The sequence below is a fragment of the Leucothrix arctica genome (genome assembly GCF_003172895.1).
Lineage (GTDB): Bacteria > Pseudomonadota > Gammaproteobacteria > Thiotrichales > Thiotrichaceae > Leucothrix > Leucothrix arctica.
In genome coordinates this window covers 16,752-42,921 of sequence record NZ_QGKL01000043.1, presented here as the reverse complement: position 1 = coordinate 42,921, position 26,170 = coordinate 16,752, and the positions used below count along the sequence as shown (strand labels likewise).

Annotated in this window: 21 protein-coding genes; 13 read left to right on the top strand and 8 right to left on the bottom strand. The window is 43.3% G+C overall.

Annotated features, from left to right (window positions below):
* The first annotated feature begins 6 nt into the window (after positions 1–6).
* A complete protein-coding gene (locus tag DKT75_RS20715; protein ID WP_109826653.1) occupies positions 7–1,035 on the top strand; it encodes a virulence RhuM family protein in 1,029 nt (342 codons plus the stop codon).
* 10 nt (positions 1,036–1,045) lie between these two features.
* On the opposite strand, the gene DKT75_RS20710 is transcribed toward DKT75_RS20715, so the two are convergent.
* A complete protein-coding gene (locus DKT75_RS20710) occupies positions 1,046–1,765 on the bottom strand; it encodes a helix-turn-helix transcriptional regulator (protein WP_109826651.1) in 720 nt (239 codons plus the stop codon).
* A gap of 92 nt (positions 1,766–1,857) precedes the next feature.
* Here DKT75_RS20710 and DKT75_RS20705 point away from each other — a divergent pair, with 92 nt between their 5' ends.
* The 6 genes from DKT75_RS20705 to DKT75_RS20680 all read left to right on the top strand — a co-directional run bounded on the left by DKT75_RS20705 (position 1,858) and on the right by DKT75_RS20680 (position 9,953).
* The gene (locus tag DKT75_RS20705; RefSeq protein WP_109826649.1) at positions 1,858–2,802 is read left to right on the top strand and encodes an alpha/beta fold hydrolase; all 945 of its coding nucleotides are present in this window, start codon (positions 1,858–1,860) and stop codon (positions 2,800–2,802) included.
* Positions 2,803–2,946: 144 nt separating this feature from the next.
* A complete protein-coding gene (locus DKT75_RS20700; protein ID WP_109826647.1) occupies positions 2,947–3,297 on the top strand; it encodes a YciI family protein in 351 nt (116 codons plus the stop codon).
* Positions 3,294–4,577, top strand: a complete 1,284-nt coding sequence (locus DKT75_RS20695) for an RNA polymerase sigma factor (protein WP_109826645.1) — start codon at positions 3,294–3,296, stop codon at positions 4,575–4,577. The genes DKT75_RS20700 and DKT75_RS20695 overlap by 4 nt, the downstream gene beginning before the upstream one ends.
* A 533-nt stretch (positions 4,578–5,110) precedes the next feature.
* A complete protein-coding gene (locus tag DKT75_RS20690; protein WP_109826643.1) occupies positions 5,111–5,887 on the top strand; it encodes a hypothetical protein in 777 nt (258 codons plus the stop codon).
* Between the two features lie 320 nt (positions 5,888–6,207).
* Entirely contained in the window at positions 6,208–8,079 is a 1,872-nt protein-coding gene (locus tag DKT75_RS20685; protein ID WP_109826641.1) for a putative bifunctional diguanylate cyclase/phosphodiesterase, read from the top strand.
* Positions 8,076–9,953, top strand: coding sequence for a putative bifunctional diguanylate cyclase/phosphodiesterase (locus DKT75_RS20680; protein ID WP_109826639.1), 1,878 nt, complete (start codon positions 8,076–8,078; stop codon positions 9,951–9,953). The genes DKT75_RS20685 and DKT75_RS20680 overlap by 4 nt, the downstream gene beginning before the upstream one ends.
* A 222-nt stretch (positions 9,954–10,175) precedes the next feature.
* Here the strand turns inward: DKT75_RS20680 and DKT75_RS20675 are convergent, their stop codons facing one another.
* Both DKT75_RS20675 and DKT75_RS20670 read right to left on the bottom strand, forming a co-directional pair.
* Positions 10,176–11,039, bottom strand: a complete 864-nt coding sequence (locus DKT75_RS20675; RefSeq protein WP_245923291.1) for an alpha/beta hydrolase — start codon at positions 11,037–11,039, stop codon at positions 10,176–10,178.
* Positions 11,040–11,108: 69 nt separating this feature from the next.
* On the bottom strand, positions 11,109–12,692 hold the full coding sequence (locus DKT75_RS20670) for a DUF3612 domain-containing protein (RefSeq protein WP_109826635.1): 1,584 nt from the start codon (positions 12,690–12,692) through the stop codon (positions 11,109–11,111).
* Positions 12,693–12,810: 118 nt separating this feature from the next.
* Here DKT75_RS20670 and DKT75_RS20665 point away from each other — a divergent pair, with 118 nt between their 5' ends.
* Positions 12,811–14,991 (top strand): malate synthase G, encoded by a 2,181-nt coding sequence (locus DKT75_RS20665; protein WP_211665524.1) that lies wholly within the window; start codon positions 12,811–12,813, stop codon positions 14,989–14,991.
* Positions 14,992–15,143: 152 nt separating this feature from the next.
* Complete coding sequence (locus DKT75_RS20660) at positions 15,144–16,742, top strand: isocitrate lyase (RefSeq protein WP_109826633.1); 1,599 nt, start codon at positions 15,144–15,146, stop codon at positions 16,740–16,742.
* A 54-nt stretch (positions 16,743–16,796) separates the two neighbouring features.
* On the opposite strand, the gene DKT75_RS20655 is transcribed toward DKT75_RS20660, so the two are convergent.
* From DKT75_RS20655 to DKT75_RS20635, 5 genes are all read right to left on the bottom strand, one after another.
* On the bottom strand, positions 16,797–17,540 hold the full coding sequence (locus tag DKT75_RS20655; protein WP_109826631.1) for a lysophospholipid acyltransferase family protein: 744 nt from the start codon (positions 17,538–17,540) through the stop codon (positions 16,797–16,799).
* Positions 17,537–18,121 (bottom strand): RdgB/HAM1 family non-canonical purine NTP pyrophosphatase, encoded by a 585-nt coding sequence (rdgB, locus tag DKT75_RS20650; protein ID WP_109826629.1) that lies wholly within the window; start codon positions 18,119–18,121, stop codon positions 17,537–17,539. The genes DKT75_RS20655 and rdgB overlap by 4 nt, the downstream gene beginning before the upstream one ends.
* 48 nt (positions 18,122–18,169) lie before the next feature.
* Complete coding sequence (gene rph, locus DKT75_RS20645) at positions 18,170–18,889, bottom strand: ribonuclease PH (protein WP_109826627.1); 720 nt, start codon at positions 18,887–18,889, stop codon at positions 18,170–18,172.
* Positions 18,890–18,960: 71 nt separating this feature from the next.
* Positions 18,961–19,443: a PIN domain-containing protein gene (locus tag DKT75_RS20640; protein WP_109826625.1), complete on the bottom strand. Its 483-nt coding sequence runs from the start codon at positions 19,441–19,443 to the stop codon at positions 18,961–18,963.
* Positions 19,427–20,491, bottom strand: coding sequence for a helix-turn-helix domain-containing protein (locus DKT75_RS20635; protein ID WP_109826623.1), 1,065 nt, complete (start codon positions 20,489–20,491; stop codon positions 19,427–19,429). Before DKT75_RS20635 ends, DKT75_RS20640 begins: the two co-directional genes overlap by 17 nt.
* A gap of 223 nt (positions 20,492–20,714) precedes the next feature.
* Here DKT75_RS20635 and DKT75_RS20630 point away from each other — a divergent pair, with 223 nt between their 5' ends.
* The 4 genes from DKT75_RS20630 to DKT75_RS20615 are packed head-to-tail and all read left to right on the top strand — an operon-like array spanning position 20,715 to position 26,167.
* Complete coding sequence (locus tag DKT75_RS20630) at positions 20,715–21,002, top strand: hypothetical protein (RefSeq protein WP_109826621.1); 288 nt, start codon at positions 20,715–20,717, stop codon at positions 21,000–21,002.
* The gene (locus DKT75_RS20625; protein WP_109826619.1) at positions 20,999–22,732 is read left to right on the top strand and encodes an N-6 DNA methylase; all 1,734 of its coding nucleotides are present in this window, start codon (positions 20,999–21,001) and stop codon (positions 22,730–22,732) included. The genes DKT75_RS20630 and DKT75_RS20625 overlap by 4 nt, the downstream gene beginning before the upstream one ends.
* Positions 22,733–22,772: 40 nt before the next feature.
* Positions 22,773–24,878: a type I restriction-modification system subunit M gene (locus DKT75_RS20620; RefSeq protein WP_109826616.1), complete on the top strand. Its 2,106-nt coding sequence runs from the start codon at positions 22,773–22,775 to the stop codon at positions 24,876–24,878.
* Positions 24,875–26,167 carry a restriction endonuclease subunit S gene (locus tag DKT75_RS20615; RefSeq protein ID WP_109826614.1) on the top strand — a complete coding sequence of 431 codons (1,293 nt, stop codon included), beginning with the start codon at positions 24,875–24,877 and terminating at the stop codon, positions 26,165–26,167. Before DKT75_RS20620 ends, DKT75_RS20615 begins: the two co-directional genes overlap by 4 nt.
* Positions 26,168–26,170: the final 3 nt, after the last annotated feature.

Here is a 26,170-nt window from a genome sequence, read left to right as displayed (position 1 = left end):
TAGGACATGCCCAATCTAAGTCTGCAAGACCAAACTACAGAGTTTCTCCTTTATACTGAGCCGAATGGTGAGGTAAGAGTTGAGGTTTTGCTGAGCAATGAAACTATCTGGCTTACTCAGAAGCGTATGGCTGAGTTGTTTGGTGTAGGTGTACCTGCTATTTCTAAGCACCTTAAGAATATTTTTGAAAGCAATGAATTGAAGGAAGAAGTGGTAGTTTCCATTTTGGAAAATACCACTGAGCATGGCGCAATTGCAGGGAAAACCCAAACCAGCAAGGTAAAGTATTACAACCTAGATGCGGTCATTTCTGTTGGCTATCGCGTTAACTCTGCGCAGGCTACCCAATTCCGTATTTGGGCAACGCAGCTGATCAAAGATTACATCATTAAGGGTTTTGCCATGGATGATGAGCGTCTGAAAAATGGTCAGTTTTTTGGGAAAGACTACTTTAAAGAGCTGCTGGAACGAGTGCGCTCTATTCGCTCCAGCGAGCGACGAGTCTATCAACAGATTACCGATATTTTTGCGGAGTGCAGCATTGACTACGACCCGAAGTCAAAAGTGACCCGTTTGTTTTATGCTCATGTGCAAGACAAGTTTCATTTTGCGATTACTGGACATACGGCGGCAGAGATTATTTCGAAGCATGCGGATGCAAGTAAGCCTTTGATGGGTATGACGACTTATAAAAATGCGCCTGATGGTCGGGTATTAAAGTCAGATACTGTTATTGCAAAGAACTACTTGAGTGAAGGTGATATTAAAAAACTTGAGCGGACAGTATCGGCTTTTTTTGACTATATAGAAGGTATTATTGAGCGTCGCAATACGTTTACCATGGATGCCTTTTCTACCAGTGTGAATAAGTTTTTAGCCTTTAATGAATATGAGGTGCTAGAGGGGTACGGCCGTTTGAGTCGTAAAGCCGCTGAGGAAAAAGCACATGCAGAGTATGAGCAGTTTAATACGCAGCAAAAAATTGAATCTGACTTTGATCGTGAAGTGAAAAAGCTGTTGGATAAAAAAGATTAAATGATTTTTATCAACGAGACAAATTCCGAACTGGCGAAACATGATCTCCAAACGGCACATGTCGTCGCCTAAAAGTCACACCTTCAACCAGCTCAGGTGTACTAATCCGATCCATCCGAAAATGCCGAAAGTCCTCACGTGCTGGGTCCCAAGCCACCAAATACCATAGCGGCGGCAATATCAGCATGGCTTGCGGCTCGACTTCTCGTTGGGTAACGACCCCTTTCGCATCTCGGTATTGAAAGCGGAGGTGCTGTCGTTGCAGAAAAGCAGTCTCAAACGCAGGCAGTAGTTCTGGCTCCATCGTCCCCATATTTGATATATCCACCTGTAGTGCAAGTTCTCCGATATACAGACAATCCAAAAAGCGGCGTAGGTCGCGTACTTTGTCTGACGGCAAGGCTTTCTCGATTTTGGCAAGCGCAACATCGGCTAACCCTGAAAAGGGGATACCGCCAGCCGCTCGCATAGAGGCAACGCTGATGAGTAGCGCAAAGACTTCAGAGACGGAGAGTCGTGCGGTGGTTTGAATCGACTGCGGGTCAAGTTGCAAGCCACCGCCGCGTCCAGCTTCCGAATGAATCACAAAGCCTTCATCGCGTAGGGCGCTAATGTCTCGTAGCACGGTGCGCTTAGATGCGCCGACCTCTTGAGCTAAGGCAGCAACTGTCGAAGTACCGTTGCGGCGAAGGCTACGTGCGATGGCGTCTTGTCGTTGGCGAACATTCATTTCATAAGCTTATCATTTTATAGTGTCAATTTTTGTCACCTTTAGCGTTTATAAATTGTCTGACGATCCCAAACAGATAAAGGACAACGATAATGTTTAACCCAAGCGATTTTCCCAAACCAACACTTATTGCCGTTAATGATGTGCAGCTCGAAGTTTTTGAAGCAGGACAGCAGAATAAAGGAAACCCAATTGTGCTTTGTCATGGCTGGCCAGAGCATGCCTTTTCTTGGCGTTTTCAGATGCAGACGCTCGCAGCAGCGGGCTACCATGTCATCGTCCCAAACCAGCGAGGCTATGGTAATTCATCGTGCCCGACAGAAGTAACAGCTTATGATATTGAGCACTTGTCGGGTGATCTCATCGCACTGCTCGATCATTTTGGGTATGAGAAGGCCATTTTTATTGGTCATGACTGGGGTGCTGCGGTTGTTTGGGGGCTGACTTTATTGCATCCAGCGCGGGTAGATAAAGTCATAAACTTGGCGTTGCCTTATCAAGCGCGTGGTGAAATGCCTTGGATAGAGATGATGGAAACAGTATTTGGTGGCGACTTTTACTTCGTTCATTTTAATCGGCAGGTAGGTGTTGCAGATGCGGTATTGAATGAGAATACGTTTCAGTTTCTTCGTAATCTGTATAGAAAAAATGAGCCACTGAAAGCGCCAGAGCCGGGTATGGCGATGATCAATCTTGCTAGAGCAGAAGTTGCGCTGGGTGAGTCTATTATGAGCGATAACGAGTTAGCTGTATTCGTATCAGCCTTCGAGTCAACAGGCTTCACTGGGAGTATCAATTGGTATAGAAACCTTGATCGCAACTGGCACTTGTTGGGGGATGTGAATCCAATTATCCAACAGCCTACGCTGATGATTTATGGTGACAGGGATATGATTCCGAAGTCTGAAACGTTGACAGAGTTCGTGCCTAATGTGGATGTGGTGAGTCTAGATTGCGGCCATTGGATTCAGCAAGAAAAGCCAGAGGAAACTAACCAAGCAATTTTGAATTGGTTGGAGCAGCAGAGTATTGTCTAAACCCAATAACTCTTGAAGGTGCAGCCGTCTCTCTGGTTTAATAATAATTTAGCTTAGGTGTCCAATTGGCAAATTCTGAGGCGTCTATATAGTATCAGTAGGGCAAATCTTACTGATTTAATCAACGTAACCTAGGAGTCAATCATGAGCCAAAAGAACTATATGTGTATTTTACGTAGTGCTGCGGGTGGCTGTAGTACCGACGAGCAACCATCACCGTCTGATATGGAACAGATGTTTGCAAAGTACCAAGCATGGCAGGATAAGTTTGCGGATAATATCGTGGATATGGGGGGGCAGCTCGGTGACAGCGCCAGTGTGGTTTCTCAGGATGGCGTAACCGATGGGCCTTTTATGGAGCTTAAAGAAATCGTTGGCGGTTATATGTTGTTAAAGGCCGATACGCTGGAAGAGGCTAATGGCGTGATCACGGCTAGTCCGATGGTTGAAAACCCTGGCGTTAGCATCGAGATTCGAGAAATTCATACGCCTTGAATGCACACCAGCAAACGGCGCATATTTTTCGCCATGAGTATGGACTACTCGTGGCGTCTTTATTGCGCCGTGTGGGTGTGGAGCAGTTGGATGCGGTTGAAGATGCCGTCCAGCAAGCTATGCTCAAAGCGCTGGATGTTTGGACACGACAAGCCATTCCTGATAATCCATCAGGGTGGCTTTATCAGGTGGCCTACCGTGAATTTCTCACGAATGTAAGAAATGCCAAGCGGCGACAGCAATTGTTAGCCGAGCAATGGCAGCTTGAACAACCAACACTTCAGCCTGATGAAGTACCTCCCGTTGATGTAATGACCGATGACTTTTTGCAGGTGCTTTTTGTGGCGTGTCATGAGTCGATACCTATCGCCTCGCAATTGGTTTTTACCCTTAAAAGCTTATGCGGTTTTAGCGTGCGTGAGGTTGCTTTGCGTTTGTTTATTACCGAAGCCAATGTCTACAAACGTTTTAACCGCGCAAAGCAGCAATTACAAAAGCAGCCACAGCTGTTGGATGAGCTATCTGAGCTGGATAAACAGTCGCGTTTGCCGATGGTGCAGCGGGTGATTTATCTGATGTTTACCGAAGGCTATTTGTCCTCTCATGAAGATCATGCGATTCGTACTGATCTGTGCGAAGAAGCGTTACGCCTGATACGCTTGTTAGTGGAGACTCCGTCGGGCAACGTGCCTGAAAGCCATGCGTTGCTGGCACTGATGTATTTTAATGTCGCTCGTTTACAGGCTAGGCGGGATGAGTCGGGTGCGTTGTTACTCTTGGATCAACAGGATCGCAGCCAGTGGGATCCTGCATTTATCGAGCTGGGTATTACCTCACTTCATCAATCGGCAAGTGGTGAGACTTTGAGTCGTTATCACCTCGAAGCCTGTATTGCCGCTGAGCACTGTTTAGCACCATCATTGGCGGTGACCAATTGGCAAAAAATTGTGAAGGCTTATGAGTTATTGGAAGCAGTTGCACCTTCGCCGATTCACATCTTAAACCGAGCGGTGGCAATGGCTGAATGGCAGGGTGCCGAGGCGGGGCTAGCAATTATTAAGTGTGCAGATATTCCTAGCTGGCTAGCGCGTTCTTATCATTGGTATGCGGTTAATGCTGACTTACAGCGGCGTTGTGGTTTGCTTGAGGAGGCACAACAAAGTGCTGATCAGGCGATTCGATCTGCGCCTTCTGAGCATATTAGGCAGCTGTTGCGTGTGAGATTACAGATGGACTTTACTGGAACAGGGCCTCCAGTAAAGTTAACGACGACCCAGTAAATGCGATGGGCTAGTATTTTTATAGCGGGTTATTTATTTTGGTACACAGTGACTGCCACAAAAATATTATTGTGATTTTTTTATCAAGCAGTTCAACGGGGTCTACTTATCACCTATGAGTAACTATGATGCTCCATTATGTAATATATTAGTCAAATGTGATTATTTAGTTCACATAGGTAGAGCATAAGCACTGTTGAAAGGTGTTTAATATCAATTAGATTAAAGACTTATCTCGACTAAGGTAGATTGCTGCGTAATAAGTTATATGTTAGTAATACAATAAGGGATTTTATGATGCTGGGCTATTTAAGCTAATAAGTCTCTAATTATATTGGTTCAAATATGTTTGAAAGTGGCTATGACATATTGAAGGTAACCATATAGTTTTAGAAGCAATCCTAATGGTAGTGTTAGGAAGTGCTTTTTTGATCAAAGTCTAGAAATCCAAACGCTTGGACTACCCATTTTTTACTTCATGTAGGGTGAAGTGGTGTTTGGCTAGATAAATAAACGCTTTATTGAGGAAAATCATGATTACTAAAACACTTTTATCCCTAGCTGTTGCTGCATCTCTTACTGGTTGTTTTTTAGATAGCGACAACGATGATGAGACAAGTTCAACGGGTACAGAAACAACAGAAACCACCGCCGAGACAGAAACAGAAATAGAAACTACACCTGAAGTAGTGACTAATAATGTTGTAGCTATTACAGATAGCGCGACAGATGATACTGGTGAGTTAAGATATATTTTTGATTCAGGGCTAACACAGGGGAGAGTAGCGCTTTCGGTTGTATATGCTGAAGGTGAGACTGAATCGTTCCAGATTGGTTTATACGATAGTAATAACTCAACGGGCTCCGTGATTGCTGATTTAAAAATGGATACAGGTAAGTTCTCACTACGTGATAATAATGGTGAAGATTTTGACTTCACATCAGAGTCTAACTTTACTGAAGGTGAGTCTGTCGATGTTGTGTTGACCTGGAATACGTCAGTAGCGACAGAAGCTGGTACTTATACTGTGTCTATTGATGATGTTTCTTATGGTCCCATTAAGTCTGAAAACATTACGCCAGGTGTTGAAGTGACTTCATTAGGTATTAGACTTGCTGATAATTCAAAGACAGCTGAAACAGCCGTGTTTGTAGATGATTTAGCAATTTACTCAGATGAAGCTGGTACAGCAGAAGTTTTCTCTGATGACTTTGAAAGTTATGCAGCAGGGACTAGTCTGACAGATGATTCTCCTTACAGTGACAAGACATTCTCAACAAGCATTGTTGAGTTACCTAGCGATGAGTAATTTTTCGCAAGTAGTCTGTTTTAATAGGTGTTCCTAAATTAACAAGTCATTTTTAGTCATATATCCTGCCTGAAATATATTGGTAGTTTATCAAGCCAGCTCAGTTTTTGAGCTGGCTTTTTTATGACATCCCACCCCATAACTGATCAGTACCAACATACTTCCAGCTGCATCAATAGCATCATAAGATTTTTCACTTTAGAAATGATTTGTTCAGCGTTGGTTTTAACTAAGAATGCTACGGTTTAAGTATTTTTATAAAAGTGTTTTTTGCCATGTGAGCAATTATACAAGATAAGTGAGAGGTCATAGATAAGGTTATGTTAACGAGAAATTTAACATATTCAGAACAGCGCTTAGTGAAAACCATCCGTTTCACTCAGCTTGCTATGATGTTGGTAGTACTAAACTACATATTTGAATCAGTGATGAGTTCAACAGCAATCTTAACGCCAAATTTCATTGTTATGGTATCAGCGACGTTACTGTTAGAGCGATCGGTTCGTTTGGTCTATGAGAAGAAACAACATCAGGCTTTCAGTTCCTTTCTAGCAGCGATTACGTTTGCTCTATTTGTAGCGATGGCATTCAGAGGTGGCTTACATAGCGCCGGTATTGTTGGTATCCCAGTCGTAATCTTGTTTGGTGTTCTTTATGGGCGATGGCAGGATGTATTGTGGCTGTTAGCGTGTGTCCTTGTATTTATAGTGCTGTTAGCACAACCCTTTGTTATTGCTCTATTACCTAGTGCTGAGGTCACTGGTACTGTCGTTCACCAACTACCGATTGTGCTATTAGTTATCTGTGTTGGTGGTTATATTAGTTGGGCGATTGGTAGTGATATGCGCCAAGCCTTTCGGACCCTTCATGCCGAAACTATTAATCTATTGGACTCCAAAGAGTCTATTAGCCGACTATCGAAGACTGACTTCCTAACGGGCCTAGTGAATGCCAAGCAAGGTTGTGTTGATTACAAAGCACTATTGGCAGGCCTAAATAAAGAGCAGCGTGTTTGTTTTTATTTTATTGATCTAGATGGCTTTAAAGAGGTCAATGATCTGTTTGATCATAAGGCTGGCGATGAATTGTTGGTGCTGGTTGCAGAGCGCCTTAGGCAAGCGGTTGAAGAGACTGCATATGTGTGCCGTTTAAGTGGTGATGAGTTTATTATTTTCTTTGTTGCGAACCGTGACAGTGAGGTGATTGAATTTGCTGAAAAAATATTGGATACGGTTTCTCAACCACATAATCTGTTTGGGGCGTCTGCTCAAATTACCGCCTCCATTGGTATAGCCACGACTAGAAGACACGCATTTAGCGACATCAGAAAAAAAGCCAGCATGGCTATGTACCAGTCAAAGCGTCAAGGTAAGGGTCGTTACTATCTCTATACTGATGCGCTAGAAGCACAGTATATGCAGCGGATATATATTCTTCAGGGACTAAAAAATGGGGTGAAAGAGGGCTTGTTTGAGCTTCACTTCCAGCCAAAAGTGGACTTGGACACACGCCAAATTACTGGAATGGAAGCCTTAATTCGTTGGACTAAGGGTAACTCTCGCAATTACACGCCTGATGAGTTTATGTCAGTCATTGAATCAACTGACCTTGTGCATGAAATTGGAAGCTGGGTCATCAAAGAAGCTTGTATTGCCTGTAAGAAATGGCACGAAGCAGGTCATATATTACCCGTCGCAGTTAATGTGTCAGCGTTGCAGTTATTGCGTCCAAATTTTGCTAAGTCAGTGCTTCAGGTTTTATCCTCGCTGGGATTAGATGCCCGCTATTTAGAAATAGAATTAACAGAGCGCTTTTTGGTTGAGAAAAATGACGCAGTCGAGAAGCAGCTCGAAAGCTTACGCCTAGCAGGGGTGAGTTTGGCCATTGATGACTTTGGTACAGGTTACTCAAATGTTAGCTACCTGATGAACTTGGAAGCCAATGTGCTTAAGCTCGATAAGAGTTTTGTCGATAGTCTACATACCAATGCATCAATGCAGTCAGTGGCTAAAGCCATTATAGAAATCGCCAGAGCAGGGCAAATGAAAGTGGTGGCGGAAGGTCTTGAGACGCTAGCAGATATCAAAGCCGTGACTGAGTTGGGCTGTGACGCAGGGCAAGGCTATTATTGGTCTAAGCCGGTAAATCAGCAACAAGCGATGGCTTTGCTTGATGGAGAAATGTGCGCATGAGACTAAATGAATTTCCAGTTATGCAAAGTCGTTATGTGCAGTTGCTACGGGTCATACAGTGTATTCATGTTTTTTTGAGTATTACGGTGTTTGCTCAATCATTTTCCCAGAGTACCCCCTTAGCTGGGTTCAATATTAATTTCTTTTTAGATCTAGGGATGGTTGTAGTAATGCAGCTACTCATTGCCCAAGTAAAGAAGGGAAGAGTGGCCTTAGCCGTTAATATCCATCAGCTAATAACATTATTCTTTTTAATCTTGATGGCGTTGATGCATGGTAATCTTGCTAATCCAGGCGTTGTCGCGTTTCCAATATCACTGCTTTTGGTTAGTATTTATACGAGACAGGCGAACTATCTGATTTACTTTTCTATCGTATTTTTAGTCGTCATGGGGCTTGGCTTAAATATTCATTTCGGTTGGTTAGCAGTGAGCAATGAGAACCTTGGGACTGAGCGTAGTCATCTTATTAGGTTATTGGCGGTGTTTTCCTTTACAGGTTTTTTGTCCTGGACATTAGTCCGCGATTTAAAGTTTGCTTACACAGAACAGCTGAAAGAGCGTGAGCGTCTCAAAACAGCGAAAAAACAGATACAGCAACTGGCGGATACCGATCAACTGACTGGGCTGTTAAACCGTTACGGCGCTAAAAATAAGTTTGATGATTTATTAAAGAAAACTGACTTTAGCCGATCATCGGTGTTGTTGTTATTTTTTGATATTGATGACTTTAAATTAATCAATGATCAGCACGGGCATCATATTGGTGATGAAGTGTTGCTGGTGATTGGTCAGCGACTACAGCATTCGATGAATGAAGATGCTGTTATCAGTCGTTTGGGAGGGGATGAATTTATCATTGCTTTCGCCCATGATAGTGCGTTTCATCTTGCTGAATATTTAGATTGCCTGCTTATTGAAGTGGCAAAGCCTATTCGTATTGAGTCTGCCGCGATGGAGATAACGTCTTCAATTGGTGTTGCCGTTGCCGGTCACCCAGAGTACTCGTTTGCCGAGCTTTGTCGTAAGGCGGATATCGCGATGTATCAAGCAAAAGAGGATGGTAAAAACCATTATTGTCATTATTGCGATGATTTAGAGCACGCCTACATGGCAAACCTGAAATTATTACAAGGGATGCAAGAGGCTGTTGAAAAGGATGGTTTGGCATTACATTACCAACCAAAAATTAATACAGCAACGAATCAGGTAATCGGTGCTGAGGCATTGCTTCGTTGGGAAAAGTATAACCCCGCTGCTTACACTGCTGACCAGATCATTCCTGTCATCGAGACTACAAACCTCATTCATGAGGTGGGTTATTGGATTCTTCGTCAGGCTTGTCAGGACTGTAAAGCATGGTGTGATACTGGTGCTGATTATCCCGTGTCAGTCAATATTTCCTGGAGGCAGTTAACAGATAAGAACTTTGCTAGCAACGTTAAGCAAATCCTTGATGACGTTGGGCTACTACCATCCTCATTGATGTTGGAAGTAGCGGAGAGTGCTTTGAACCAAGAAGGTTCTGATGTGATGTCACAACTACAACAAGTGAAAGCGTATGGTATTAAGCTAGCGATTGATTGCTTTGGTGTTGGGCCTTCTAATTTGGCTTATTTAGTAGACTTAGATGTCGATGAGTTGAAAATGGATCTTGGCTTTACGCGAAAGCTAAACAGCTCTCACAAAGCCCGTTCAATCGTCACAGCGTTCGTTAAAATGGCGAATCAATTAGGTATGCAGTTGGTTGCTTTGGGTGTTGAAAAGGAAGAGGATGATCGAATCTTACGGGCATTGGGTTGTGTCATAGAACAAGGTTTTTTGTGGAATAAGCCAGTACCAGCTAACGAACTTGGACAATTAGTTAGATACTAATAGATTTATTTTTATGAGTTCCTTCTTCCACGAATAGGGCCTACAACCTAAAGAAGCGTTAAGAGCTGTTGTCTTTCTGCTTAGTGACAGGTGAAGATATTCTCAGAGGTGTTTCTGACACACCCTAGTAAGGACGAAGCAGATAAAGCCTTAAGCCATAGTGAGTATAAAGTGTAGCCCGTGTTTGACGAAGTCATGGGCGTTGATAATCTGACGCCTAAGTTAGTTATAACGCTTTAAGAACTCACGAACATCCACAAAACTATTACTCATATACCGCAATGGTTTAGCAATACCACCGAGTAGCTTCTCGTGATCAACACCAGGATAAAGCTTCATTGTGACATCATTTCCTTTTGCCAATAGTGCATCTCTAAATCGAGACGCATGATAAGGCGGCACGCGCGGATCAGCTAAACCATGCAATAACAACGTCGGTGGCATATTGGGGCGCACATTCAACACAGGCTTGGCACGTTGCGCAGTTGTTGTATCGAAAATGGCAGCAACCTCAGGGTCATTCATCGGTAAATCATAAGGCCCCGACATAGCGATCAGTCCTTTTAGTCGTGCTTTAACTTGCCTTTGATTGAAGTATCTCTGGTCAGTCGCTAGTAATGCTGCCGTGTGGGCACCGGATGAATGCCCCATCAGAATGAACTCTGTGAATGGCTTTGGCAGCCCGATGCTATTCCGGTCAACATAGCTAATAGCGTCAGCGACATCCTCGACAAATACAGGGAACTTGACCTCAGGATAGCGGCGATGTTCAGGCACGATTACTGGGTGGCCAAGGCTAGTTAATGCCTGTGCGACAAAGACAAAGTCAGATTTATTAAAAGACGTTTTCCAAGCACTTCCATACACATAAACTACCGGTATTTTGGTTGCGCTAGTCTTTGGCAAGTAGAGGTCAAATGACTGCTGTTTGTCACTACCATAGCTAACTTGCTGTTTAGTGTAACCACCCGACGGCACCAAAAAATTGATGGCGTCCGTCTTTTTTACAGAGGCACAACCAGACAGCGCTATCGCTAAGATGGCTAATACGAATAGGAGCGGCGTTTTTGTAGTTTGCATATTCATTGGAATGACCCAGTGTACTAATAGTTCCTTTTACGAAGCATTTATGTTGATCGGATTTCTGAGCTTAGTTTATTGGCTCGATAAAATAATCTGTCGTCTAATCTCCTGCATACTCAACGACGGCTCAGTAACACGACCCGCGTGCGTACATTTCTCTTCACGAGGGCACAAACCACCCCGAGGACAAATCACAATTGCGTGATCATTTAAGCCACGCTCAACCCAAGAAATATTCAAGATACGACTAACTCGTGTCAGCTCCTTCTTAATATTTGCAGGAATCTCAGCCTGACCACCGTGTGAAATACAATTCTTCTTAATTTCAGCTGCAATTTCCTGAGGATCACTCCCTTGAGAAGCCAGCGCAGGGTTAAGGTCGATACCGACACATAACACATGTGGATTTCCCGCAAGGTCATTGGTACGAATCGAGTCACAAGAATAGATGATGTCTTGATCACCTTTACGCAGTACCGAGATCTGCGCTTTAGGCTTGCCAGAGTCTGCTTGCAGCACTCGAAATAACGACCAATGTGGACAAGGATCTTGAATCGGTCGCATATTCCCAATCGGCAGCGGGATACCATTGCCACGATAAACCGCTTTTAACTGACCGGGTAAGTAAGCGTCAAAGTAGTGCCAGTGCGGGTAAGCGGATACTGACGTCATGCGACGCATATAGGCAGACATCGACACACCTACCGCTTTATTCGCATCAATCGCGTAGGCAGTTCGGTTTAAGTGTTGCTTAAACGCGGCTTTTGGGCACAGTAACGAGCCGGCAAAGAAACTACATTCAAAGTTACGCCACGCTTGTAAAATCTCGCTAGAGTCGATGGTCATAGACTCATGAATCTCGTTAGCGTCTCGCAAAGTATGCTCAACCAACCCTTGTCCTGCAGAGTTAGTACTCGACAGGCCGTCCTTACCATACAGCGCGTAATGACCAATGTGTGTCGCGAGGTCAAACTTGAGTCGGTCAGGGTATTTCTTTAGTTCTTCGTTGGCGTAGATGATGCCCGGTGGCTCATAAAACGAGCGTACTAAGGTGTTAGTTTGGTTGTTTGACTCATCCGTCACTTGGTCTGGGTCACGACTAAACCACTTAATCTTCATCCCCATTTTTTTCACAATGCCGCGTATGTCGTCTAAACCCAACGGCATTTGCTTTTTGCCGACTTCTTCTGCGGCTTTCTCTAAGCTGGGGAAGTTGTTCTGATTGTATTCTTGGTGAGCACGAATCAAAAGGTGAGCAAACTGGCGGCCAGAGGTACCTGTTTGTGACAGCATTTCAGGTAGCGCACTTTGCAGTTGTTGCTTGGAAAATAAGAACTCAGGCTCTAACGCAACCCCGTCAATTCCACCCTTTTTATTTTTACCATCGACGATTACACCGGTTTCAGATGACTCATCTAAGAACCAACTTAACTCCTTTTGAAACACTTCGGCAATTACCTCCAGCATTTTTTCACTGGGTATTCGCTTACCATTTTCGATCATCGACAGGTACGAAACGGAGGGTGCGCTGTCTGCATCAACCTGTATACAACGTACTGATAAGTCTTCCATTGTTAGGTTATTACGCTTTCGAAGATTGCGTATCTTAGTGCCTAAGAAATGGCCCTTTCTGGAGAGTGAAGTTTGCTTTGACATTTTGTGAACTTAACACTGTGAAGTTTTAATTGTGAAATTATAACAATTTTGAGAATAGAATGCTAAGCAGAAGTTAGGAAGACAGATATTACTAATACAGCGACAAGTGAGTTAAGCAATGAATGCAATACAAAATATCATGGAGGGGTTAACGATTAACACTGAGTTTCGTCAATTCGTTGAGGATGAAGTGTTACCGCTAACGACATTAAGTGCTGACCAGTTTTGGGAAGATGTGCAATCGCTCGTTGAAGAGTTTTCACCGATTAATGCTGCATTACTCGCCAAGCGTGACGACTTACAAGCACAGATTGATACTTGGCATAAGCAGAATGACTATGCCGCCGTCGGTATTGAAACATACCAGCAGTTCTTAACAGATATCGGTTACTTAGTGGATGAAGGTGAAGATTTCGCCATTCAAACTAACCGTGTAGACGCTGAAATAGCGACAATGGCAGGCCCGCAGTTAGTGGTACCGATGAAGAATGCACGTTTTGCTCTGAATGCAGTGAATGCGCGCTGGGGTAGCTTGTATGACTCACTTTACGGCACAGACGTTATTGATCGTAGTGGTAAATTAGCGCCAACAAGTAGTTACAACCCTGAGCGTGGACAAGAAGTGATTAATCGTGGACGTAAGTTCCTAGATGAAACACTACCGTTAGCTGGTTGCTCGCACACTGAAGTATTTGAATACCGTGTTGAAAACGAGCAGTTCGTTGCTTTAGTGAATGACGGTTCGCAAACAGGTCTTAAGCAGCCACAACAGTTTGTTGCCTATGACGGTCCTGAAGCGACACCGACAGCATTGTTCTTTAAGCATAACGGCTTGTTGGTTGAGCTAGTTATTGACCCTAACAGTAGTATTGGTAAAGCAGATACGGCAGGCGTTGGTGACATTCGTTTAGAGTCAGCGTTAACAGCGATTATGGATTGCGAAGACTCTGTTGCAGCCGTTGATAGTGAAGAAAAAATTGAAGTTTACCGTAACTGCCTAGGGCTGATGACGGGTGACTTAGAAGAGACGGTGAATAAAGGCGGTAAGTCCTTTGTGCGTAAAATGCAGAAAAATACGGTGCACACACGAGCGGATGGAATGCGTCACTTCATCAGCCGTCGCAGCCTAATGTTCATTCGTAACGTGGGTCACCTGATGACGATCAATACGATTCGCGATAGTCACGGTGCAGCAATCCCAGAAGGTATTTTGGATGGCATTATCACTGCACTGATCGGCTCGATTGACGTACGTAAAGAGTTAGATAGCGAAATATTAAATAGCCGTGAAGGCAGTATTTATATCGTAAAGCCTAAGATGCACGGGCCAGAGGAAGTTGCGTTTACTTGTGCACTGTTCTCTCGCATCGAGCAAATGCTAGGTTTGTCGGCAAACACGATCAAGCTCGGCATTATGGATGAAGAGCGTCGTACCACTGTTAACTTGAAAGCGTGTATTCGTGAAGCAAAGCACCGTTGTGTATTCATCAATACTGGCTTTTTAGATCGTACTGGTGACGAGATTCATACCAGTATGGAAGCAGGGCCGTTTATGCTGAAAGACCAGATCAAAACACAGCCTTGGATTGCTGCTTATGAAAACTGGAACGTGGATATTGGCCTAGCGTGTGGACTTCAAGGTCGAGCGCAAATAGGTAAAGGCATGTGGGCAAAGCCAGATGAAATGGCTGAGATGATGGCGGTGAAAATTGGTCACCCACTTGCTGGTGCAAATACGGCTTGGGTTCCATCACCTACCGCTGCGACGTTACATGCGATGCATTATCACCAGGTAGACGTGTTCGCTGAGCAAGAAAAGATAAAGCTGCGTGACCGTGCCAGTTTGCAAGATTTGCTGACTATTCCACTACTAACTGAGACGCTGACCGCTGAGCAAGTAGAGCAAGAGTTAGAAAATAATATCCAAGGTATTTTGGGTTATGTAGTGCGCTGGATTGACCAAGGCATCGGTTGCTCGAAAGTACCCGATATCAATAATGTGGGCTTGATGGAAGACCGTGCGACATTACGGATATCAAGTCAGCATATTGCAAATTGGTTACACCATGACCTTTGTACCAAAGCGCAAGTGTTAAGCATCATGCAGCGAATGGCTGCGGTGGTTGACGAGCAAAATCAAGATGACCCTGATTATCGTCCAATGGCGGACGATACAGACAATAACATGGCATTCAATGCGGCTAAGTTTTTAATCTTTTTAGGCTGTGACCAGCCAAACGGTTATACCGAGCCTTTATTGCATCATTATCGAATCGAGCAGAAAGCTCAATTTGCTTAAGTAATTTAGCCAACGTTTTACCAAGGTAGTCGCTATTAACTAGCGGCTACCGCAGGAACCAACCAAACGAAGACCCCTAATCACTCCAAAAATAGAAATGGTGAGTGCTAGACAGACTCACTTTAAATTTGAGAACCACGAGGAAATACATCATGAGTAACTACATTCAAGCAATTGATTTAATCAGAGACTTACGTGCAGAAAACGGCAGCGCTTGGGCAGCTATTGACCCAGAAAGTGTTGCACGTATGAAGATTCAAAACCGCTTCCAGACGGGTTTAGATATCGCTAAATATACCGCTGACATCATGCGTCAAGACATGGCGGACTACGATGTTGACTCATCGGCTTACACGCAGTCTCTAGGTTGCTGGCACGGTTTTATTGGTCAGCAGAAGATGATTTCTATTAAGAAGCACTTCAGCACTGTTAAGAAGAACTACCTATACCTTTCAGGCTGGATGGTTGCGGCACTTCGCTCTGACTTCGGCCCACTACCTGATCAGTCAATGCATGAGAAGACGTCTGTTCCAGCATTGATCGAAGAGCTATACACGTTCTTACGTCAAGCGGATGCATGGGAATTAAACCACCTATACCGTAACCTTGATGCTGCAAAAGAAGCTGGTAATGAAGTTGAAGTTGCGAACTTGATTAAGCAGATCGACAACCATGAAACACACGTTGTACCAATCGTTGCAGACATCGATGCTGGTTTCGGTAATGACGAAGCGACTTACCTTCTTTCTAAGAAGATGATTGAAGCAGGCGCTTGCTGTATTCAGATTGAAAACCAAGTATCTGACGCGAAGCAATGTGGTCACCAGGACGGTAAAGTAACGGTTCCACATGAAGACTTTATCTCTAAAATCAATGCGGTACGTTATGCATTTTTAGAGCTAGGTGTTGATAATGGTGTAATCGTTGCACGTACAGATTCTCTAGGTGCTGGTTTGACACAGAAGATCCCAGTATCACTTAGCGAAGGTGATTTAGCATCTCAGTACACAGCATTCATCGAGACAACAGACGTTAACTCTCCTGATGATCTAGCGGAAGGCGACATGGTTCTGAAGCAAGACGGCAAGCTAGTTAAGCCTGTTCGTTTACCAAATGGTTTGGTTAAGTTCAAAGCAGGTACAGGTGAAGATCGTTGTGTACTTGACTGCATTACGTCACTACAGCACGGTGCTGATTTGTTGTGGATAGAGACTGAGAAACCGCATATTGGTCAGATCGCAGGCATGGTTAACCGTATTCGTGAAGTGATTCCAAATGCAAAGCTTGTTTACAATAACTCGCCTTCATTCAACTGGACGTTGAGCTTCCGTCAGCAGGTATTCGATACTTGGAGAGAGAATGGTCGCGACATGGATGCTTATACACGTGATGACTTGATGAATGTTGCTTATGATGAGACTGAGCTTGGCAGAAAAGCGGATGAGAAGATTCAGAACTTCCAACGTGAAGCAGCTGCAGAAGCAGGTATCTTCCACCACTTGATCACGTTACCGACTTACCACACAGCTGCACTATCTACTGACGTGCTTGCGAAAGGTTACTTCGGTGATGAAGGGATGTTGGCTTATGTTAAGGGTGTTCAGCGTGAAGAGATTCGTCGCGGTATCGCAACAGTTAAGCATCAAGATATGGCCGGTTCAAACATTGGTGATGACCACAAAGGTTACTTCGCTGGTGAGAAAGCACTGAAGGCTGAAGGTAAAGATAACACCATGAAGCAGTTCGGTTAATAGCGTTTAGGAGTCATCCATCAGTCCCTTGAGTAAGGGCTGATGGAGCGCCTCTTAATTAATAGGTGGTAGTTTTGCGCGTTCTGCGTTTACCCAATCTTCCACTTCTTTAATCACTTGTTCCGCTGTTTTACCCGTCGTATCAATCCTTGGACTAATATTGGTAGTGACGGTACCCGGTGTTTTGATTAAGCCGTTACGAGGCCAGCATTCACCCGCATTATGAGCAACAGCGTAGACAGGTACACCCGCATGTATTGCTAATTTTGCACCACCGATTTTAAAGCGAGACGGCTTAGAAGGGTGTGTACGAGTTCCTTCAGGGAATAGGCAAACAGAGTTACCTTCTTCCATACGCTGTTTACCATTATTCAAAATCTGCTCTAGTGAGCTAAGGCCATTACTACGGTCAATAGCGATAGGGTGAGACTGCTTCATACCCCAACCAAAGAAGGGAATATTGAGTAGCTCTTGCTTAATGACCCATGACATTCTTGGGAACTTAGCCAAGATGTACATGGTTTCAAAAGTTGACTGGTGGTTTGACAGCACAACCGCAGGCTCATCATCATTAAAGTTTTGATAACCGTTCATAACACCCTTGATACCACAGGTGATACGCAACCAAACCAAGCAAACTTTTGCCCAAGCACGAAGATAAATGTAAGCAGTCTTTGCCGGGATCAGAGCTAATAGTGGTGCGAATAAACCCATACACGTAGTTATAAGGGCAAAGCCGATCATAAAGACGATTGCACGAAGGCCTAACCACGCAGATATTAAAGGTGATCGTTTCATTGTAACTGCTCCAACAAGGCTTTCAAGGCGATACCGCGGTGACTGATTTTGTTTTTCTCAGCAGGATCCATTTCGGCAGCTGTCATGTTGTGCGAAGGCACGAAGAATAATGGGTCATAACCAAAACCCTCTGCGCCTGTTGGTTGCTCAACGATACGACCTTCGAGCGAACCTTCGGCAATAATAGGTGAAGGGTCAGCGGCGTGACGCATCATCACAATGCAGCAGCGAAAACGTGCAGTACGCTCAGCTTCTGGTACACCTTTTAGTGCTTCTAATAACTTCTCGTTACACGCAGCAGCGCCAGCACCAATACCCGCGTAGCGAGCAGAGTAGATACCGGGTTGACCATTTAACGCATCAACTTCGATACCGGAGTCGTCAGCAAACGAGGGTAAGCCCGTGATTTCAGCGGCATGGCGCGCTTTTAAAATAGCGTTTTCGACAAATGTTAGGCCTGTTTCATCAGCGTCAGAAACGTTGAACTCAGACTGTGGATGAACGTCCATTCCCACGCCTGATAACATTTGCATAAACTCTTTAACTTTGCCTGCGTTACCACTAGCTAGAACCACTTTCATTGGGGCTTACCTCTGTTTTCTACTTAACGATTTGTTGGTTGTAAATACTTACTCTAAACCAAGAATATCTGACTGCTTGACGATAATTTCTTTGATGCCTTTCTCAGCAAGCTCAAGCATGTCATTCATTTCAGTACGCGTGAATGCGTGACCTTCCGCAGTACCTTGTACTTCGATGAAGTTGCCGCCTGAGGTCATGACAACATTCATATCCGTCTCAGCGTTTGAGTCTTCTGGGTAGTCCAAATCAAGCACTGATTTGCCGTTGTAAATACCAACAGATACAGACGCAAGCTGACCGTGAATAGGGTTACGCTTGAGCTTGCGCTTCTTCATAAGCTTTTGAACAGCGTCATACATAGCAACGTATGCACCACTAATTGATGCTGTACGTGTGCCTCCATCGGCTTGAATTACATCGCAATCGATGATGACTTGGCGTTCGCCAAGTGCTTCCATGTCGACTACAGCACGCAGTGAACGAGCGATTAGTCGCTGGATTTCTTGAGTACGACCCGTCTGTTTACCACCCGCAGCTTCACGACGCATGCGTGAGTGCGTTGAGCGTGGCAGCATGCCGTATTCTGCCGTTACCCAGCCCTTACCTTTGCCGCGCATCCAACCCGGTACATTTTCTTCGATTGTTGCAGTACAGATTACCTTGGTGTTGCCGAACTCTACTAGCACCGAGCCTTCTGCATTGCAGGTGAAGTCACGGGTGAATTTAACTTGGCGCATTTCGTCTGTAGCACGGCCGCTTGGTCTCATGATGAATCCTGATGGGTATTTGAATAGAGGGGAATTATACGGGTTGGATAGGGGTGGTGTTGGATTTTTTATTATTCTATTTTTGCTAGCTCTTCTTCAGCAATTTTCCAAGGAAGTCTTCTACCTGCGGCTTTCATTTTTTCATAGGATACTCTGGCCTCTGCTACAGTAATAAGCTGCTCTTCGATCAGCCGTGAAACTACCCAAATGGAGCCATTGGTAGCAACCAGTTCCTTTTTTGCTAATTTCCTTAGCGCTTTGTCGCCACTTAAAAGAGGGCACTGCTCTTGTTTAGCTAGAGCAATCGCAAAGCAGTCATTTCTACTTGGCCCACTAGCTTTTTGAGTGAGTGTAAACGCATAACTCATCGTTTCAGAGTTCAGTTCTCGAACAGCAAGTCCCATTTCTAGTAAGTGAACATGTTGCTCCTCTAGCTCCTCATAGAACAAAATATCAGGGACTGTGAATTCATAAGGCAAGTCGAAGAAAGCAGTCAGCAAACCGCCTTCTTCGAGATCAATTAGAATATTCGCATCACTAACCAGTAACTGCATCTTGAAGCTCCAGTTTACGTGCTTGATGGAACTTCATAATAGGCATCACTAGTAACTCAGCCGCCTTTGATTCGCTAATAATGCCTTCGCCAAGTGCCCGATACACCAACTGTTGAAACAAAATAGTTGTTTCCTTCGGGTATGGAGCTTCAGGTTCTTGCTTACGCCAACCATTTGTTGAAAATTTAATAATTAAACTTTTCCGAACACTCTCAGAGATAATTTTTAAATTGGCAGCATGGTGAAAACAACCTGCCATGCTTAAGCCATACTCTTGCTTTAATAAGTAAAGTTCGCGTGGTTCTAGCTTATGGCGCTTTTCACCTAACTGCTTAAACATACTCACCGACGGGATTAAAAAAGCAGATGCAAAACGGTTACACGCCTTTTCTTCATCCAATTCATTGGAAAGACGGTCATGCAACATCAGATGTCCCAGCTCATGAGCAAGCGTAAAACGCTGGCGATCACCCGGCCAATTAGCAGAAACGACAATGACTGGTTTACCTGAAATGGATGTTTGTAAACCATCAAACTTTTTCAACTCATCCACCGCCGTTACGATGACCAAAATACCATTTAACTCAAGCGTATCAATTAAGTCAGTAATTGGATTGAGTCCAAGCTGCCACACCTTACGAATTGAGTCAGCGACAGAATCTACCTCTTCTAATGTACTTACTTGGTCAGGAAGAGAGGCTGGTACAGAAAAATCTGGCAAAGGAAAGTTAGGCCATAGATTATTTAACTCTTCCCAGCGTTCAGCCTGATCCAACACGTCAGCTTCAATACGTTTAAGTATGCCTTTAGGTGTGTTAGCACGTTTACGGTACTCAACAGCGGACAGCTTTATTTTTGATGGACGAAAGAAATACTCACTACGTACTTGCAGTGCTTTAGAGAGTTTAATTAAAACTCCTGAGCTAGGCATGCTTACATCGTGCTCATACTTCTTAATCATGTTTGCGCTGACGCCAGCCGCATCGCCTAACGCTTTCATTGATAGACCAGATGCTGCACGCGCACGTATTAATCGCTCACCAATCATATCGGTCACCTCTGAGTGTTGGTTTATAAATTTATTATTATTCTGATTATTGTAAACCGTTCGTAACTTCATGTCGTGTGAATATTAGAGGGACAATCATGAAATAGGGGTGTTCTCTAGGTTAATATAAATAATATTTTACTGATTGTTTGAATTAGTCATTGAGTTTTTAAATTATTTGTTTATTATAGCTCCCATAGACGAATAACAAAGAGACAAGTAAATGGCTAAGACACGACATATTGAAAAGAGAATGAGTCAACGCGGTATTCAGCAAGAAATGTTGAATATAGTGAAGCAGTTTGGTGTGGATGAAGGTGATAAAGTGACATTAAACCGCAAAGGGTTGGACTGTGCTTTATTAGAGCTAAAGCAGCTATCTATTGTCATGGAAAGAATGCAAAAGCGTGGTGGAATAGTGCTAGTTGCGAGTAATGACTCTGAGATTACTACTTATGATTTAGATAGTTATTCTCGTAACCGTAAAAGACAAATGGAACGTAATAAATGAATAAGCAAATGATGTCTATATTGGACAGGCTCAACTCTATACCCTTGGAAGGCACCGAGCGTTTATCTTTTTTGATGCAGAGTTTTTTATTGATTAAGCTAAATGAATCTGACGATTTTGTTTCTTTACTAACTAGTAACAAAATACAGTCTAAGTTTGATGAGTTATCTGCCTATTACGACAAGCAAGGAATCTTTATTACCCCAATAGAGAATCCAATGATAGGTAACTTTCTGCTGGGTTTAGTTGATCTCTATGAGGCTGACGTTATTAACTTTAAAGATATGGCAGAGGCTATATCTTTAGAGTTAATCCGAAAGGATCGAGCGAGTTTTATAATGCCTGAGGAGCTTTGTAAGTTGGGTATAGCATTTCTTGAAGGTAAAGACACCAGTGTCTACTGTCCCTTTGAGTCATCTGATAGTTTTGCAGAAAGACTAGCTAAACATTCTGATGTTTCTTATGAGACTAAAAATATGGAGCGCTTTCTCGTAGCTGATGTGCGCTCAAAGCTGCTCAATTGTAACTATGAAAAGTATTGCTCTGACCCAATTTCACAACCAAAGGTTATTGAGTCTGGTGGTCTAAAGCGATTTACTAGTTCAATTGCCTTCCCTCCTATGGGTGTAAAATACCCTACATCTAATGAGTTGAATGATATTTGGGGGCGTTTCCCAGAGAAGTCATTTACTGGTGATGTTCTTCACTTGCGCCACATGTTGGCTCAAACAACAGATCGTGTCGTTGCTTTTGTGGCAGCGAGTTTCTTGTCTAGATCGACAGCAGGTGAGAAAAAGTTCAAACAAAGTTTACTGAAAAACAATTGGCTTGAAGCTGTAATTTCACTGCCTACTAATATTTTATCTCCCTTTTTAGGAGCAAATATTAGTATGATTATTTTGGATAAAAAGCGAACAATTGAGCAGGTTAAATTTATAGATGCTTCCTCTAATTTTGAAAAGAAGACTGCGCGTGAAATCAAGTTAGTAGGTATTGATGAGATCGTTAAATTATTAGACTCTGATAAGAGCAAGGGAAAGGTTGCAGTAGTCACTAGCCAAGAAATAGAAGCTAATGAATATGACTTATCTGTACCAAGATACGTCTTTTCTCAAGAGGCCCAAGCTTTGCAGAGTGAGTTAGAAAAGTATGAACTTACTAACTTGGAAGATGTTGTTGAGCTTATTCGCCCCCAAGCAGTTAAGTCTATAGAGGGTGGGGAGCATGAGTTAGTTGAAATTAATATCTCTAGCTTTAACAAGATTGGGGAATATAACGGGATACATAAAGTTATTTACCAAGAAGACGACCCCGTAAATAAAAGTAGTCGTGCATCTAAACAATTTTTACAGAAAAACGATGTTTTAATCGCAAGCAAAGGGTCGATAGGGCGTATTGGTCTAGTTGAAGATCTCCCTGCTGAGCTAACCATAGCAGGCCAATCTTTTATGATTGCGCGTGTTTCACCAAATACAAAAGGGGTGACGCCTGTATCGCTTTATCAGTTCTTAAGCTCCAAACTGGGTAATGAACAGTTGCAGAGAATCCAAAGTGGCGCGACTATACCGTTCATCAATATTAAGGATCTTAAAAGCCTTAAAATACCTTTGGCTACGCAAGAGCAACTGGATTTAGCTGAACAGCTCAGAGCTGAGGTAAAAGCACAACATAATAAAATAGAGAAACTACAAGACTCTCTAAACCAACTGACCCAAGACAGATGGTTTTGATCAGCTTACTTTTCTCTATAACTCTCCACCAAGGATATAAATGAATACCCAAGACCTAAAAAAACTAGAAAATGACCTGTGGTCTGCTGCTGATAGCTTGCGCGCTAACTCGGGTCTAAAAGCCTCAGAATATGCTGCACCTATCTTAGGGCTTATCTTCCTGCGGTTCGTTGATAACAAATACAGCCAGTTTGAAGCTGAAATCAATGCAGAGTTCGAGCGTAATAAAGGTGGCAGAAACGAGAAGTCACTTAAAAGTATCGCCGTAGCAAAATGCCGTTTTTATCTACCAGAAACAGCGCGCTACCAAACACTGCTTAACTTGAGCGATGCTGAAGATATTGCTCTGCACATCAAGCATGCCATGCAAGCCGTTGAAGATGGTATTGATGATGACCAGTTTAAAGACGTACTCCCAAAAGACGAATACGCAGGTTTAAGTGGTGACAAAGCCGAAGAAGTTAAAACTGTTCTCAACACATTGCTTCGCGTCTTTGAAGACATACCCGTTGATGCGGGTGGTGATGTCTTTGGTAAAATATACGAATACTTCTTAGGTAAATTTGCCCTCGCAGAAGGTCAGGGCGGCGGTGAGTTCTTTACCCCAGAGTCTGTTGTTAAATTCATGGTGGCTATGATCGAACCTAGTAGCGGCACCATCTACGACCCTGCGTGTGGTTCGGGTGGTATGTTCGTACAATCCGCTCACTTTATTGACCAACACCGCACACATGGTGAAGCGCGTGAATTTACCGTGCGAGGTCAGGAAAAAAGCCCACAAACCGCCAAACTAGCGCGCATGAACTTGTTCTTGAATGACTTAAAAGGCGAGATCAGTACGCTAAATAGCTACTACGAAAACCCGTTTGATAGCGTAGAACAGTTTGACTATGTGATGGCAAACCCTCCGTTTAACGTCGATGATGTCAACCTAACTAAAATCAAAGACCAGAAGCGTTTTAACACCTACGGCATACCGCAGAAAAAGACCAAAACCAAGAAAGTGGATGAAGGAAAAGAAACCGTTCCGAATGCCAATTATTTATGGATAAACTTATTTGCAACGTCGCTAAAAGCTAAAGGTCGTGCGGGTTTGGTAATGGCGAACTCCGCCAGTGATGCACGTCACTCTGAAGCTGAAATACGCCAAAAGCTGATTGAAGAAAACCTCATCTATAGCATGGTGACGCTACCGTCGAACATGTTTTATACCGTGACCTTGCCAGCGACCTTATGGTTTTTTGATAAGGATAAAAAGGATGAGAAAATCCTGTTTATTGATGCGCGAAACGTATTTACCCAAATAGACCGTGCTCATCGTGAATTTAGCGATGACCAAGTGCGTAACTTAGCTTTAATCGGCAAGCTGCACCGAGAAGATCGCGAAGAGTTCACTAGCACGATTAGCGACTACTTCAAGCAAGGTATCGGTTTACTAAAAGAGCAACAGCGGCCTTTAGCTTCACTACGTCGTCAGGTAAAAGAAGCCTTACCCGAACCCATTCAAATCGCTATATGTGATCAGATTAATACCATTGCTAGTGACTTTAAGGTGTTATGGCTGGCGCAGCAAAACTACCAGCAGCAAGCCGCAACCAAAGGCTTGTCTGTTGGCGACTTAAACAAGAAACAGCAAGCGTGGTTAGCACAATGTGAGCCGTACTTAGACGCGCTAAAACAAGGCTTAAAGCAGCTTGATAAAACACTGCGCGAACACGAAAAAGGCTTACAAAAAGCCCACGAAACTGAGCAAGAAAACGAAGATAAACCAAAACGTTTTTCGCTAGATAAAGCCAACAAGCAACTACGCAAAGAAGCCGAAACGCTGCACGACTTATTAAAACAGTGTCGTTTACCGTTCGTGCACATTCGCTGGTTGCAAGATCGCTTCCCCGAAGCTAAATATGAAGATGTCACCGGCTTGTGTAAGTTGGCGAGTTTGGCGGAAGTGCAGGAACAAGACTACTCACTGAATGCTGGACGTTATGTGGGTGTGGTGATTGAGGAAGATGGTAAGACTGAAGAGGAATTCTTAGTAGATTTGCAAGGAATGAACGCAGAGCTTGAGCGGCTTAATAAGTTAAGTGTGAAGCTTAGTTCTGTAATTGGTAAAAACATGGCCATAATGTGCGAGGGCCTAGAATGATTGCTTTCCCTGAAAACTGGCAGATGGCTAAAATAAATAGTGTCTGTGAACACATCGTAGATTGCATTAATAAGACTGCCCCAGTAGTGGATTATGAAACGCCTTATAAAATGATAAGGACAACTAATGTTAAACAAGGGCGTGTCAATTTAGATGTTACTAGGTTTGTTACTGAGCAAACATTTATAAAGTGGAATCGTCGGTTAACACCTCAAAAAAATGACGTTGTTCTTACAAGAGAAGCACCTCTAGGAGATGTAGGGTTAATTCGCTCAAATGACCATGTGATGCTTGGTCAGCGTACAATGCTATATCGGGCTAACCCTGAAGTTTTAGATCAAAACTTTCTTTATTACTCCCTTTTAGGAGGAATATTACAGGCTCAAATTAGAATGCTGGGTTCAGGCTCAACAGTTGAGCATATGAGAGTGCCTGATGCTGAGCAATTAGATGTTCCTTTACCTCCACTTTCTATCCAGAAAAAAATTGCTGCAACACTAACTACTTATGATGATCTAATCGAAGCCAATAATCGTCGTATCCAGCTATTAGAAAATATGGCTGAGGAAATTTACAAAGAGTGGTTCGTTCGTTTACGTTTTCCAGGTTATGAAAATGTGAAAACTTCTAAAGGAGCTCCTGAAGGTTGGCAAATGCTCTCAATAGATAGTTTGTGTAATTTGATTACAGACGGTGCCCACAGTAGTCCAAAGCATGTTGAGAGTAGTGACTACCGTATTGCTACTGTTAAAGATATGGAATCAAATGGCTTTAATAAAAAAACCATGAAAACTATTTCAGAGTCAGATTATCGCAAGTTGGTCAAAGGTGGCTGCAAGCCTAGTGAAAACGATATCCTTATTGCTAAAGATGGTAGTTATTTAAAACATGTATTTGTTTGGCGAGGAGGTGAGGGTTTGGTACTTCTTTCATCAATAGCAATATTACGACCTGACCTAGAAAAGATATCACCGTATTTCTTGGTAATGCTGCTGAAACAACAGTCAACCAAATCAATGATGTCGTCATATGTTTCAGGTGTAGCGATACCAAGAATTATATTAAAAGATTTCAAAAAAATGATGTTGCTAGTTCCTACATTTGATTTGATGGATAGGTTTGAAAAAGAAGCCTCTCAAATTTTTGATCAGATGGCTTTTTTGGAAAAAGTTAATCAAAACTTAGTTGCAACTCGCGACAAATTACTCCCTAGACTAATTTCAGGTAAACTATCCGTAGAAAATTTAGACATTAACTTTCCGCCTAGTATGAAAGAAGCTTTAGCATAAGGA